We start from the raw sequence: 13,412 nt of genomic DNA, 5'->3' as shown, positions 1-13,412 counted from the left end.
TCCGTTGCTCAGAACGCCTTCTTCCAGCCGCCGCCGTACGCGATTTCCGCGAGCGCCACGCGCTGACGCGGTGCCTTCTCGCGTTCGCGCAGGACCGGGTCCAGTTTGTCGACGTCGCCGTAATGGCCAAGCGAGATCATCGCGATCGGCTCGACGTCTTGCGGCAATTCGAAGGTGGTGCGGAACGCGTTCACGTCGAAGCCGCTCATCTGGTGCGCGGCAAGGCCGAGCGCGTGCGCCTGCAGCACCAGCGCCATCGCCGCCGCGCCCGCGTCATAGAGCGCGCAGCGATTGACGTCGCCCTTATTGGTCAAGGTGTGCGCGGTCACCGCGATCAGCACCGGCGCGGGCGCATTCCAGCCCTGGTTGAACGGCACCAGCGTGGCGAAAGCCTTCTTGAACGCGACTTCATCGACGCTGCGATCGAATACGACAAAACGCCAGGGCTGCGCGTTATACGAGGACGGCGCCCAGCGCGCCGCTTCGAGCACGGCGCGCAATTGATCGCGGCTCACCGGCTCGCTCGAATACGCGCGCGGGCTCCAGCGGCCTGCAATCAGCTCGTGAATGGCAACTTCGGTTGGGGCGGGTTTCTTGGCCATGCGCTTCTCTCGGTAGAAATTCATGATCGTCGGGCGGTTGCCCGAGGCCACATAGCATAACGGGCTTTCGATGCGCGCTCCAACTTGCAGCGCGGCGCTATGCGCGCTGGCTGAAAAAGCGCGCACGGCCCGTGATGGGGCCGTGCGTCGTTGCATTACTGACGGCGAATCTGCGCGGTCCGCGAAGGCGATTCAGATTGCCTGCGGCGCCGGCACTTTGGCCGGGCGGTTGATGCGCAGCACGATCACGGCGGCGATCAGGCACAAGCCGCCGGAAATCATCGAGGCGACCGTATAAGTGCCGAGGCTCGCGCGCAGCATGCCCGCGCCGAGCGCCGCGAACGCCGCGCCGAGCTGGTGGCCGGCGACCACCCAGCCGAACACGATCGGCGCCGATTCCTTGCCGTAGACGTCGGTGGCGAGACGCACGGTCGGCGGCACGGTGGCGATCCAGTCGAGACCGTAGAACACCGCGAACATCGGCAGCCCGAAAAAGTCGATGCCGAACGCGTGCGGCAAATACATCAGCGACAGGCCGCGCAGCCCGTAGTACCAGAACAGCAGCACGCGGCTATTGAAGCGATCCGACAGCCAACCCGACAGCGTGGTGCCGAACAGGTCGAACACGCCCATCGCCGCGAGCAGCGACGCGCCCTGCACTTCAGTCATGCCATAGTCGCCGCACATCGCAATCAGATGGGTGCCGACATAGCCATTGGTGCTCGCGCCGCAAATGAAGAAGCTGAAGAACAGCAGCCAGAAATCGCGCGTTTTGCTCGCCGACGCGAGCGTGCCGAACGCGATCGCAAGCGGGTTCTGCCTGGTGATGCTCGTGGTAATCGGCGCGTCGTGCGCTTCGCCGTATGGGCGCAGCCGCATGTCGGCCGGATGCTCGGGCAGCAGGAACGCGACGAGCGGAATCACGATGCCCGCCGCGAGCGCGACCACCCACACGACCTGGCGCCAGCCGTAATGCTCGGCGACGGCCGCGAGCAGCGGCAGGAACACCAGTTGGCCGGTCGCCGAACTGGCGGTCAGGATACCCATCACGAGACCGCGGCGCGTCGTGAACCAGCGCGTGACGACGGTCGCCGACAGCGACAGCGCCGCGACCCCGGTCGATCCGCCGACCATCACACCCCAGATCAGCACCATCTGCCACGGATGCGTCATGAGCGACGACAGCGCGACGCCCGCGGCCATCGTGCCGAGCGCGCTCAGCAGCGTCGGACGTACACCGAAGCGCTGCATCGCGGCGGCCGCGAACGGCCCCATCAACCCATACAGCGCGATGTTCACGGAGATCGCAAGCGAAATCGTCGCGCGGCTCCAGCCGAATTGGTGCTCGAGCGGCACCATCATCACGCTAGGCGTTGCGCGCGTACCCGCCGCCGCGAGCAACACCAGGAACACCACGGCGACGGTCAACCAGCCATAGTGGAAACGTCCGCCTATCAATCGCGCAGCCCAGTTCATCGGTTCTCCAATCGACGCGGCCGGGGTGGCGGCATCGTTCGTATTGTTACGGCTTCGGTAAATGATTTGTGACAGATCAGTCACAATGGTGTTGCGATATTAGTTACTGGTCGGTAACATGTCAAGGCGTCAATCTCATTCGGGTGACTTGCCATGTCCGACAGCGAAACTCTCAAGCCCGCCGCTACTCGCTCGCGGCGTGCGCGCGGCGCACAGACCGCGGGGCCGCAGGCGCAGCAGCATCTGCTGCGCGCGGCCAGCGAGTTGTTCTATCGCGAGGGCGTGCGCACGGTCGGCGTCGATGCGGTGGTCGAGCGCGCGGGTGTGAACAAAATGAGCCTGTATCGGCAGTTTTCGTCGAAGGACGAGCTGGTGATGGCGTATCTGGAACAGAAGGACGAGCAGTTCTTCGGCTACGTCGAGAAGAGTTTCGCCAAACATCCGGGCGAGCCGGCGAAGCAGCTTCAGCAGTACTTCGACGACCTCGCGGTGCGCGCCTCGGTCGACCATTACCGCGGCTGCCCGTTCGTGAACGTGTCGGTGGAGTTTTCGGATACCACGCATCCGGCGCGGCAGTTCGTGTTCCGCAACAAGCAGCGCTTGATGGCACGCCTCGTCGAACTGTCGACGGCGGCCGGCGCCGACGATCCGCAGGCGCTCGCCGATGGGCTCGGCCTGCTGATCGAGGGCGTGTACGCGGCGAGCCAGACTTACGGGCCGGGCTGCGGGCCGATCCTCGCCGCGCCGCGAGTCGCCGCGCAGTTGATTGCGGCCGCTTGCGCGAAGAAGCAGGCTCGCTGAGTCAGTCCGTCGACTGGGGTCCTTTAGAATTGCGCGTTTCCCCGTCTCATCCTTCCGCCATGCCGTTGCCCGCCGAATCCCACGATGCCGTTATCGCCACGACCCGTCACTGGCTGTCCGAGGTCGTGATCGGCTTGAACCTGTGTCCGTTCGCAAAGGCCGTGCATGTGAAGGAGCAGATTCGGTATGCGGTCAGCGAAGCGGACACGCTCGAAGCGGTACTCACCGACCTGGAAGCCGAACTGCAGACGCTCGTCGCCGCCGACCCCGCCGCCATCGACACGACGCTGCTGATCCTGCCGCGTGCGTTCGGCGACTTTCTCGACTTCAACGACTGCCTGTTCTTCGCCGACCGCCTGATCCAGCAACTGCGGCTCGAAGGCGTGATTCAGATCGCGAGCTTTCATCCGCACTACCAGTTCGAAGGCAGCGAGCCCGACGACATCGAAAACTACACGAACCGGGCGCCGTATCCGATCCTGCATCTGCTGCGTGAAGACAGCATCGAGCGAGCTGTGCAGGCCTTTCGCGACGCGGAAGAGGTTTACGAGCGCAATCAGGAAACGCTGCGGCGCATTGGCCTCAAAGGCTGGGATGCGTTGATGAAACGCTAGGCGAAGCGCCCGGCTGCGCCTCAGGCTGGCACGAAAAAACGCTCCTTAAGCGCATCGAGTCCGAGCGTGTCCAGCACTTCGCCGAGCCGCTCGGCCGGCCGGCGCCGCGGCAGATCCTTGTACTGCGCGATGATCAGCTCGTTTTTCATCGAGTGTTCCCAGCCGACCAGCTCGGTCACACTGACCTGATAGCCATGCGCTTCGAGCTGCAGGCAGCGCAGCACGTTCGTGATCTGACTGCCGAATTCGCGCGTGTGCAGCGGATGCCGCCAGATTTCCGTGAGCGCGTTCTTCAGAGCCTTGCCTTTGTTCTGCCGCAGCACGCCGGCCACCTCGGCCTGGCAGCACGGCACGACGACGATGTACTTCGCGTGCTTTTCGAGCGCGAAACGGATTGCGTCGTCGGTCGCGGTATTGCACGCGTGCAGCGCGGTCACGATGTCGATTTCGGCGGGCAGCTGCGTCGAGGTGATCGACTCGGCCACCGACAGATTCAGAAATGACATCCCCTTGAAGCCGAGCCGCGCCGCCAGCTCTTCGGACTTCGTCACCAGTTCCTCGCGCGTTTCGATGCCATAAATGTGCGAAGCCCCACCAGCGGCGTCCTGAAACTCCTTGAAAAACAGGTCGTACAGGATAAAACCGAGGTATGACTTGCCCGCGCCGTGATCGACGAGCGTCAGCGAACCCTGCTGGTCCTTCAGGTCCTTGAGCAGCGGCTCGATGAACTGGAACAGGTGGTAGACCTGCTTCAGCTTGCGACGACTGTCCTGATTCATCTTGCCGTCGCGCGTGAGGATGTGGAGTTCTTTGAGCAGTTCGACGGACTGGTTGGGACGGATTTCGTGGGTTTTGCCGGACATCGTGTGGGTCGCCATCAATTGCAGCGCGAACGTGCGACAGATGACGGAAAAAGAGAAAAGTTACTGCCAGTTTACCCAAACTGCGGCATTCCCAGCGAGCACGCCGCGCGGACCACGCGACATAGGTGCTCTGCTGGGAACACTTCCTGCTGGACAGGCGCTGCGCGGAAGTGTCTCGAGAATGGCTGAAAACAGCTTGCGCGCCGGCTGAGCCCGCGGGTGCATGCCGTGTCGCCGAAAACAGGAGGCTGTCGGGTCGTGCGACCGGCACGCGAACCGGATGCATGTGGGGAGAGCGGTCCCGCAACGCGGGCCGAACGTTACGTAACCAGCAGCGGCCGGCTTTGCTACCGGTCGCGCGCTCGGAAGATCACCGAAGAGGCGGCAATGGATACGGTACCCAACGGAAATGTCGAACAGAAGTTTCAGGAAATGCTTGCGAAGCTCACCACCGCGCCGGCATGGTCGGAGAAACAGCAACTCGAACTGGAGATGGCTCGCGATATCTCCACGGAAATGCTGCGGCTCGCCGAGGTCATGCGCGATGGCAACGTCGACCTCGAAACTTGCCTGACGATGCTCAAGTACGCCAAGGTGCTCGACTTCGTGATGACGACGCTCGCGTCGCGACGCGACATCAAGCCGCAGACGTTGCGGGTGATCTTCAAGCTCGCCGGGCTGAAGGTCGATGAGGCGTATCCGGGTTAGCGCGTCGGCATGTTGGTTAGGATGGCTTGGTATCGCGTTTCGCGTGTGACCAAAAGACTGCTGCAACACGACCGCGCGCGGGCGGCTGGATGCCGCTCGCGACGCGGGCTTCCACACTCCCCTTGCACGGGTATCTCAAGCGCGCGGCGCCTCGGCGGGCGGCGTTCCCTCATGAAATAGCGTCTTCAGCTGCGCGCGCAGCTCCGGCGAATCCGCGTGCTTGTGAACGCTGACGGCATGCTGGACCGCGGCTTCGAGCAGTTCGCTGTCGCTGTCGGCGGACATCGCGACGGTGCAGTTCATTTCGCTCGGAAATTCGCGGCAGTCGATGTATTTGCGGGTCATGACAATCTCCTTGAACCAGACGATCGACTCTTCCATCAATTCGACAGGCGATGTGCGTCGGCTGCCGGCGCGCGGCAGTGAAGCGCGCCGCAGCGGCTGCGTCGCAAGTGACGTGACGGGGATTGACGCGAGGAACGACGCGAACGACGTCCGATGGAAGATGTGTGAAAAGTATAGGTCGCGTGTGGCGCGAGCCAAGCGGTGAAAGCAGTTCGACCGCGTTCGACGGCGTTTGCCGCGCGCCGCGCGCGGTGTGACAATAACGCCCTTCGCGCCGCCCGTCCGTTCGGTCGCTGGCGGCGCAGCGCCCTTTTTCCCCCGCAGATCCGCCGAACCGCATGCCCTCCTCGCTCGATTCCGCCCGCGCCGCCGTAATCGGCGGCGGCCCCGCCGGCCTGATGGCCGCCGAGACGCTTGCCCGGCGCGGCGTGCAAGTCCACGTACATGACGCGATGCCGTCGGTCGGCCGCAAATTCCTGATGGCGGGCAAAGGCGGGATGAACATCACGCATTCCGAAGCGCTCGAGCGGTTTCTCGACCGCTACGGCACGCGCCGCGAGCGTATCGCGCCGCTGCTCGACGCGTTCGGTCCCGACGCGCTGCGCGCCTGGTTGCGCGGATTGGGTGTCGAGACGTTCGTCGGCAGTTCGGGGCGCGTGTTTCCGTCCGACATGAAGGCCGCGCCGATGCTGCGCGCGTGGCTGCATCGACTGCGCGAAGCGGGCGTGCAGTTCCACATGCGTCACAAGTGGAACGGCTGGGCGTCCGTGTCGGAAGACAACGCCGCGCATGCGCTGCGCTTCGCCACGCCCGACGGTGAGCAGACGGTGAGCTACGACGCGGTAGTGTTCGCGCTCGGCGGCGGCAGTTGGCCGCGGCTCGGCTCCGACGCCGCGTGGGTGCCGCTGATGATGTCGCGCGGCGTGCCCGTGATGCCGTTGCGCCCTGCGAACTGCGGCTTCGACGCGGACTGGAGCCCGTATCTGCGCGAGCGTTTCGCTGGTCAGCCGATCAAGACGATCGCGATTTCCTTCACCGATGTAGACGGAAAAGTCCACAATCGACAAGGTGAAATACTTCTGACCGAAACAGGCCTCGAAGGGAGTCTGATTTACGCGCTGTCGGCGCCGATCCGCGAGCGGATTCTGGCCGACGGCGAGCTCACCGTCGGGCTGGATCTCGCGCCAGGCTTGCCGCTCGGGCGGGTCATCGAGGAAGTGACGCGGCCGCGCGGCTCACGCTCGATTGCGAGTCATCTGCATGGGCGGATTGGCATCGGCGGGGTCAAGCTGGCGCTGTTGCACGAGATTCTGTCGAAAGAAGCATTCGCCGATGCGCGCGGTCTCGCCCACGCGATCAAGGCGCTGCCGTTGCGACTGCTGCGCGCGCGACCGATCGACGAGGCGATCAGCACGGCGGGCGGCATCCCATTCGAGGCGCTGGACGCACATCTGATGATCGACCGGATGCCCGGCGCATTCTGCGCGGGCGAAATGCTCGACTGGGAAGCACCGACCGGCGGTTATCTGCTGACGGCCTGTTTTGCCAGCGGGCTCGTGGCCGGCCGGGGCGCATGCGCGTATCTCGAAGCGCGCCGCGCATCGGCGTGACGCACGCACTCGCCGTCACCGCACCTTGAGCCGCCACAACGACGTGATCTCGGCCGCTCGCGCAGCATACAGCGGATCGTTCTGATCACTGGCCTTCGGATGCCGTGGACGAATGTCCTCGCGTCCCACCACACTGAGCCCCGCGTGCTCGATCGCCGCCAGCAGCCATGCGCGCGTGCGCAACCCGAGATGCTCGGCGAAATCCGAAATGATCAGCCAGCCTTCGCCGCCCGGCGTCAGATGATCGGCGAGGCCGTTCAGGAAGCCGAGCAGCATGCGGCTGTCAGGATCATAGACCGCGTATTCGAGCGGCGACGCGGGCCGCGCCGGCACCCACGGCGGATTGCAGACGACGAGCGGCGCCCGACCGTCCGGAAACAGATCGGCCTGCACGATCTCGACTTGCCGAGCGTAGCCCAGGCGCGCGAGATTTTCACGCGCACACGCCAGCGCGCGCTCATCCTGATCCGTGGCGACGATCTTGCGCACGCCGCGTTTGGCCAGCAGCGCGGCCAGCACGCCAGTGCCGGTGCCGATATCGAAAGCGAGATCCAGCGACGGCAGCGCGGCGCGCGCGACCAGATCGACGTACTCGCCACGCACAGGTGAGAACACGCCGTAATGCGGATGAATGCGCTCGCCGAGCGCCGCGATCTCGACACCCTTCTTGCGCCATTCGTGCGCGCCGATCAAACCGAGCAACTCCCGCAACGACACCACCGACGCCTCGCCGGTCGCCGGTCCGTACGCTTCGGTGCAGGCTTGCCGCACGTCGGGCGCGCGGCGCAGGGAAATGCCGTAGTCGGCATCGAGCGGAATCAGAATCATGCCGAGCGTGCGGGCGCGTTGCGACTGCGCCTGCCGATGCAGGTTGAACGCGTCGAGCGGTGTCGCTCCCTGCTTGCGCGCCTTGCGTTCGAGTCGGCGCGTGACCGCCTGCAACAGTTGGCGCGCGTTCTGGAAGTCGCCGTGCCACAACAGCGCGGTGCCTTCGCAGGCGAGGCGGTAGGCCGAATCGGCGGTGGTGCGGTCGTCGGCGACGAGGACGCGCTTCGGCGGCGGCACGGCCGCTTCGGAGCGCCAGCGTGCGGTGCGCGGGCCGTCGGCTTCGGGCCAGGTGAGAGTTGCGGGGTTGGTCATGGTGCAATGGAGTCGATGTGACGCCGCCGGCGACATGGACCGCGGCAGCGGACCGGAACGTCTGGCGGCTGCCCGCCATCCCGGGCGACGCCCGAATAGTACCGTACCGCCGCCGTGCGGCTTCGCGGCGCCGCAGCGATTGGTGACGATGATCGGCTAAGTTTAGACGCGCCAAATGTAGACAATAAAGTCCATAATCGACAAGGTGAAAGAGTTATCGTGATTTCTGATCCGTCAGGCGGCGCACCTCACGGCATGGGCGCACTTTAGCGGGTAAATTGCAGACCGAAAAGTCTATGATCGACAAGGTGAAAGAGATATTGTGATTTTTGAGCTATTCAGTGACTCACCTGAAACGGCAGCGCGGCCGAAGTTCGGCGACTAAATACTAAAAAGTCCACGATCGACAAGGTGAAGGAGATTGCGTGATGTTTGAGCCATCGAACGGCGCACCTTGGCCCGCACTGCATTTAGGCCCGCCGATTACAGATTAAAAAGTCTACTATGGACAAGGTGAAAGAGATATCGTGATTTCTGAGCTAGCCAGCGGCTCACCTCACACCGCATCCAACGTCTTTCCGGCATGGGCTAAAGACGAAAAAAGCACCGTCGAACTCCGACGGCGCTCGTGGTGACCCGTATTGGCGACTTCTACTGCGGCGCCCGGCGCGGACGAGGTCCAGCTCGATCTGTTCCGCGGCCATCGCCACAACGTCGCGCTGTACCCGGCGTTTCAGGAGTACTTCCGCACCCACCGACCGCCTCTGCTGGCGGTGCGGGGCAAGAACGACCCGTTCTCGTCATCGATCTTGACCTGTCTGAGCCGGATGCCGCTACGGGCATCTCACGTTATGGCACACCCGAGGAAATCGCGGAGCCGATGGCTTTCGTCATAACGCCGGCAGCACGCAGCACGCTGGACAGGCTCGACGCTGCAGATGGACGGCGGCCAGGTCAAATCGGTCTAGCTCGGCGACTCGACTGACGAAAAAAGAAAAACCCCGCCGAAGCGTGCGCTTCGACGGGGTTTTCAAGCATTTCCAGTTACTGCTGATAAAGCAATCTGGTGCCGGCTGCAGGACTCGAACCCGCCACCTCATGATTACAAGTCAAGCGCTCTACCTGATGAGCTAAGCCGGCATGAGGCCGTGATTCTACTTCATTTCACGATCTTAAGGCGAGCCCTTCCGCCACCTTTCGATCCATCGTCGTCGGGTTGCGGTTTGTCGTCGGCGTCGCTGGCCGCGGCCGGGTCGACCGGCGCGGTTTCGACGGCGCGCGGCGCCGCCGGCGTGTCCGCTTCGTCCGCGGCATCCGCGCCCGAATCCTGAGCCTCGCCGCCCGCCGATTCGACCGGGAACGCCATACCTTGGCCGTTCTCGCGCGCGTAGATCGCCAGAATATTGGCGACCGGCACTTCGATCTTGTGCGACTTGCCGGAAAAGCGCGCGTTGAACTCGATCCACTCGTTGCCCATCTGCAACTGGCTGGTCGCCTCGAAGCTGATGTTCAACACGATCTCGTTGTCTCGCACGAACTGACGCGGCACGCGCGTCTGATTGTCGACGCGGACCGCGATGTGCGGTGTGTAGCCGTTATCCGTGCACCACTCGTAGAGCGCGCGCAGCAGATAAGGCTTCGTGGAAATCTCTTGCATCAACAGTCCTCTTGCGGGCGCGGGCGCGCATCGAAGCAATGCGGCGCCCGCACACCAAAGCCAAACTCAACGACGCATCACCTTTTCCGACGGCGTCAGCGCTTCGATATAAGCCGGGCGGCTGAAAATGCGCTCGGCGTACTTCATCAGCGGCGCGGCGTTCTTCGACAGCTCGATACCGTAGTGGTCGAGGCGCCACAAGAGCGGTGCGATCGCGACGTCGAGCATCGAGAACTCTTCGCCGAGCATGTACTTGTTCTTCAGGAAGATCGGCGCGAGCTGCGTCAGGCGATCGCGGATCGCGAGGCGCGCCTTCTCGTGATTCTTCTCCGCTGCCTTGCCCTTCTCGTTTTCGAGTGTGCCGACGTGGACGAACAGCTCTTTCTCGAAGTTGAGCAGGAATAGGCGTGCCCGCGCGCGTTGCACCGGATCGGCCGGCATCAGCTGCGGGTGCGGGAAGCGCTCGTCGATGTACTCGTTGATGATGTTCGATTCGTACAGAATCAGGTCCCGTTCGACGAGAATCGGCACCTGACCATACGGATTCATCACGGCGATGTCTTCCGGCTTGTTGAACAGGTCGACGTCGCGGATCTCGAAGTCCATGCCCTTTTCGAACAACACCAGCCGGCAACGCTGGGAGAACGGGCAAGTAGTGCCGGAATACAGAACCATCATGTTTACGTTTCCTCAAAAAGCTGAAGGGCCAGCGCACGGAAAAACCGTTCAGCAGGTCTTTCCTGGCGCCGGCCCCACGCCGTGTAGCGGCGTGATTATTTGATATGTTTCCAGTACGCGGCGTTCAGTCGCCAGGCGAAAAAGCTCAGGATACCGAGGAACAACACCACCCACACGCCAAGTTGCTTGCGGATTTGCTGCGTTGGTTCGGACATCCATGACAGGTACGACACGAGGTCGGCCACAGCAGAATCATAATCTACCGGCGACATCGTCCCCGGAGTGAGTTGCTGGAAGCCGAGGAATTTGTGTACCTTTTCGCCGGTTCTTTCGTCGGTTTCGTCACCGAATTTCGCCGCCCGCTGCCCCTGAAGCTGCCACAGCACGTGAGGCATGCTCACGTTTTCGTACACCAGATTGTTCCAGCCAGTCGGCCGCGTATCGTCGCGGTAAAAACTACGCAGATACGTGTACAGCCAGTCCGTGCCGCGCGCCCGCGCCTCCACCGACAAATCCGGCGGCGTCGCCCCGAACCACGATTTCGCGTCGTCCGGGCGCATCGCCACGGTCATCGTGTTGCCGACCTTGTCGGTGGTGAATAGCAGATTCGCCTGGACTTCGTTCGGCGTGATGCCGAGATCGGTCAGGCGGTTGTAGCGCATCAGGTTCGCGCTGTGGCAATTCAGGCAGTAGTTTACAAACAATTGCGCGCCGCGCTGCAAAGAAGCGAAATTGTTCGTGTTGTCCGGCGCGCGACTGAGCGGGAAATTCTCGTCCGCGTGGACCGGAGCGGCCAACATCGCAAGCACGGTCGCGCCGACCAGCGCGCACATCGAAAGCAGTTTTTTCATCTTCGTGTTCTCCTGGCTCGCGATTAGTGAGGCTTGAACCGCACCCGTTCCGGCGGCTGCTTGAACTTGCCAAGCCGCGTCCAGAAGGGCATGCCGAGGAAAAACGCGAAGTACACCAGCGCGCAGATCTGGGCGATCAGCGTTGCGGCGGGCGAGGGCGGCCGCGTGCCGAGGAAGCCGAGCGTCAGGAACGCGATCACGAAGATCCCGAAGAAAACCTTGTGAAAAAACGGCCGGTAGCGAATCGACCTGACCGGCGAGCGGTCCAGCCACGGCAGGAAGAACAGCGAAATAACCGCGCTGCCCATCACGACGACGCCCCAGAATTTCGATTCGGTGAACACCATCGCGACGATCACCAGCACCGCGAGCACTGGCAACCCGATCTTCCACTTGCCGCGCGCGCGCACGAGCGCGAGCAGCCCCAGTAGCGCAATGACGATCATCAGGACGATCTTGAATGGATCGGTGGTGGCGCGCAGCATCGCATAAAAAGCGGTGAAGTACCAAACTGGCGCAATTTCCGGCGGCGTCTGCAGCGGATTCGCTGGAACAAAGTTGTTGGCCTCAAGGAAGTACCCGCCCATTTCCGGCCCGAAGAAGATGATGGCCGCGAAAATGAGCAGGAAGATCGCCACGCCCATGAAGTCGTGCACCGAGTAGTACGGGTGGAACGGAATGCCGTCGAGCGGCACGCCATCCGGCCCCTTCTTCGCCTTGATTTCGATGCCGTCCGGGTTGTTAGAGCCGACTTCGTGCAGCGCGACGAGGTGCGCGATCACGAGGCCGACCAGGACCAGTGGAATCGCGATCACGTGGAACGCGAAGAAGCGGTTCAGCGTGACGTCGGACACGACATAGTCGCCGCGAATCCACAGCGACAGATCCGGCCCGATGAACGGAATCGCCGAGAACAGGTTCACGATCACCTGCGCGCCCCAGAACGACATCTGGCCCCACGGCAGCAGGTAGCCGAAGAACGCTTCGGCCATCAGGCTCAGGAAGATCAGGCAGCCGAAAATCCACACGAGCTCGCGCGGCTTGCGGTAGGAGCCGTACAAAAGCCCGCGAAACATGTGCAAATACACGACGACGAAGAACATCGACGCACCCGTCGAGTGCATGTAGCGGATCAGCCAACCCCACGGCACCTCGCGCATGATGTATTCGACCGACGCGAACGCCAGCGTCGCATCGGGCTTGTAGTTCATCGTCAGCCAAATGCCGGTGACGATCTGGTTGACCAGCACCAGCAATGCAAGCGAACCGAAGAAGTACCAGAAGTTGAAGTTCTTCGGCGCGTAGTACTCGGAAACGTGCTTCTTCCACGTGGCAGTCATCGGGAAGCGCTGGTCGATCCAACCAGCCAGCCCGGTCGTCTCTACTTTGTGTTCGCTCGCCATTACGCTTCTCCTTTTTCGTCCTTCCCGATCACAAGGGCCGTCGCCGACGTGAACATGAAGCGCGGGATGTCGAGGTTCTGCGGGGCGGGTTTGTTCTTGAAGACGCGGCCGGCCATGTCGTAGGTCGAGCCGTGGCACGGGCACAGGAAGCCGCCGGGCCAGTCGTCGGGCAGATTGGGCTGCGGGCCTTCCTGGAAGCGCGGCGTCGGCGTGCAGCCCAGATGCGTGCAAACCGCGACGGCAACCAGCAGATGCTTGTTCTCGGCGCGTGAACGGAATTCGTTGTTGCAGTAGTCCGGCAGCGGCATCGAGAAGGGATTCTGCGTGTGGGGGTCCGCTACCTGGCTATCGGCTTTTTGAACATCGGCGAGCATGCGGTCCGTGCGGTTGATGATCCACACCGGCTTGCCACGCCAGGCGACCGTCATCATGTCGCCGGGCTTCAGACCACTGATATCGACTTCGACCGGGGCACCTGCAGCCTTGGCCTTTTCGGATGGTGCAAACGAACTAACAAAGGGTACGACAACGGCAACACCTCCTATGCCGCCTGCTACGGTCGTCGCTACCAGCCAGTTACGGCGGCTGCCATCGACGCGTTCCTCTTCTTTGTCTCGCATCACACGCCCCACTTCTGAGTTGGATTTTTCCTTCACGTCGCTTC

At 62.9% G+C, this 13,412-nt stretch carries 14 protein-coding genes, 1 tRNA gene and 1 pseudogene; 5 read left to right on the top strand and 11 right to left on the bottom strand.

Annotation, left to right across the window (positions count from 1 at the left end; all coding sequences use genetic code 11):
- Positions 1-8: 8 nt before the first annotated feature.
- Together QFZ91_RS16775 and QFZ91_RS16770 are read right to left on the bottom strand one after the other, a co-directional pair.
- Positions 9-602, bottom strand: a complete 594-nt coding sequence (locus tag QFZ91_RS16775; protein ID WP_368598691.1) for a nitroreductase family protein — start codon at positions 600-602, stop codon at positions 9-11.
- 192 nt (positions 603-794) lie between these two features.
- On the bottom strand, positions 795-2,078 hold the full coding sequence (locus QFZ91_RS16770) for an MFS transporter (RefSeq protein WP_429567845.1): 1,284 nt from the start codon (positions 2,076-2,078) through the stop codon (positions 795-797).
- A 153-nt stretch (positions 2,079-2,231) separates the two neighbouring features.
- On the opposite strand from QFZ91_RS16770, the gene QFZ91_RS16765 reads away from it, so the two are divergent.
- Both QFZ91_RS16765 and QFZ91_RS16760 read left to right on the top strand, forming a co-directional pair.
- Positions 2,232-2,879: a TetR/AcrR family transcriptional regulator gene (locus QFZ91_RS16765; RefSeq protein ID WP_368717220.1), complete on the top strand. Its 648-nt coding sequence runs from the start codon at positions 2,232-2,234 to the stop codon at positions 2,877-2,879.
- Positions 2,880-2,938: 59 nt separating this feature from the next.
- Positions 2,939-3,493: a DUF1415 domain-containing protein gene (locus QFZ91_RS16760; protein WP_429567844.1), complete on the top strand. Its 555-nt coding sequence runs from the start codon at positions 2,939-2,941 to the stop codon at positions 3,491-3,493.
- 20 nt (positions 3,494-3,513) lie between these two features.
- On the opposite strand, the gene QFZ91_RS16755 is transcribed toward QFZ91_RS16760, so the two are convergent.
- Positions 3,514-4,356, bottom strand: a complete 843-nt coding sequence (locus QFZ91_RS16755; protein WP_176381139.1) for a class I SAM-dependent methyltransferase — start codon at positions 4,354-4,356, stop codon at positions 3,514-3,516.
- A 387-nt stretch (positions 4,357-4,743) separates the two neighbouring features.
- Here QFZ91_RS16755 and QFZ91_RS16750 point away from each other — a divergent pair, with 387 nt between their 5' ends.
- Positions 4,744-5,064, top strand: coding sequence for a hypothetical protein (locus QFZ91_RS16750; protein WP_013090673.1), 321 nt, complete (start codon positions 4,744-4,746; stop codon positions 5,062-5,064).
- Positions 5,065-5,199: 135 nt separating this feature from the next.
- On the opposite strand, the gene QFZ91_RS16745 is transcribed toward QFZ91_RS16750, so the two are convergent.
- Positions 5,200-5,409, bottom strand: a complete 210-nt coding sequence (locus QFZ91_RS16745; RefSeq protein ID WP_176124292.1) for a DUF1059 domain-containing protein — start codon at positions 5,407-5,409, stop codon at positions 5,200-5,202.
- A gap of 338 nt (positions 5,410-5,747) precedes the next feature.
- Here QFZ91_RS16745 and QFZ91_RS16740 point away from each other — a divergent pair, with 338 nt between their 5' ends.
- Positions 5,748-7,019: a TIGR03862 family flavoprotein gene (locus tag QFZ91_RS16740; RefSeq protein WP_429567843.1), complete on the top strand. Its 1,272-nt coding sequence runs from the start codon at positions 5,748-5,750 to the stop codon at positions 7,017-7,019.
- A gap of 15 nt (positions 7,020-7,034) precedes the next feature.
- On the opposite strand, the gene QFZ91_RS16735 is transcribed toward QFZ91_RS16740, so the two are convergent.
- Positions 7,035-8,159 (bottom strand): methyltransferase, encoded by a 1,125-nt coding sequence (locus tag QFZ91_RS16735; protein WP_429567842.1) that lies wholly within the window; start codon positions 8,157-8,159, stop codon positions 7,035-7,037.
- Positions 8,160-8,821: 662 nt separating this feature from the next.
- Between QFZ91_RS16735 and QFZ91_RS16730 the strand changes: the two are divergent.
- Positions 8,822-8,956 (top strand): annotated as a pseudogene (locus tag QFZ91_RS16730) (alpha/beta hydrolase); the annotation flags it as partial.
- Between the two features lie 267 nt (positions 8,957-9,223).
- Here QFZ91_RS16730 and QFZ91_RS16725 read toward each other — a convergent pair.
- From QFZ91_RS16725 to petA, 6 genes are all read right to left on the bottom strand, one after another.
- Positions 9,224-9,299 (bottom strand) — tRNA-Thr (locus tag QFZ91_RS16725).
- Positions 9,300-9,318: 19 nt separating this feature from the next.
- Positions 9,319-9,816 carry a ClpXP protease specificity-enhancing factor gene (locus QFZ91_RS16720; RefSeq protein WP_176381136.1) on the bottom strand — a complete coding sequence of 166 codons (498 nt, stop codon included), beginning with the start codon at positions 9,814-9,816 and terminating at the stop codon, positions 9,319-9,321.
- Positions 9,817-9,882: 66 nt separating this feature from the next.
- Positions 9,883-10,494 (bottom strand): glutathione S-transferase N-terminal domain-containing protein, encoded by a 612-nt coding sequence (locus QFZ91_RS16715; RefSeq protein WP_006052302.1) that lies wholly within the window; start codon positions 10,492-10,494, stop codon positions 9,883-9,885.
- Between the two features lie 95 nt (positions 10,495-10,589).
- A complete protein-coding gene (locus tag QFZ91_RS16710) occupies positions 10,590-11,345 on the bottom strand; it encodes a cytochrome c1 (RefSeq protein WP_429567841.1) in 756 nt (251 codons plus the stop codon).
- A gap of 23 nt (positions 11,346-11,368) precedes the next feature.
- Positions 11,369-12,748 (bottom strand): cytochrome b, encoded by a 1,380-nt coding sequence (locus QFZ91_RS16705; RefSeq protein WP_429567840.1) that lies wholly within the window; start codon positions 12,746-12,748, stop codon positions 11,369-11,371.
- The gene (petA, locus tag QFZ91_RS16700) at positions 12,748-13,368 is read right to left on the bottom strand and encodes a ubiquinol-cytochrome c reductase iron-sulfur subunit (protein WP_026228357.1); all 621 of its coding nucleotides are present in this window, start codon (positions 13,366-13,368) and stop codon (positions 12,748-12,750) included. Before petA ends, QFZ91_RS16705 begins: the two co-directional genes overlap by 1 nt.
- Between the last annotated feature and the right edge of the window lie 44 nt (positions 13,369-13,412).

The organism is Paraburkholderia sp. JPY419, assembly GCF_050435705.1.
GTDB lineage: Bacteria > Pseudomonadota > Gammaproteobacteria > Burkholderiales > Burkholderiaceae > Paraburkholderia > Paraburkholderia youngii.
The sequence above is the reverse complement of the archived record's forward strand: the minus strand, read 5'-3'. Positions and strand labels throughout refer to the sequence as shown.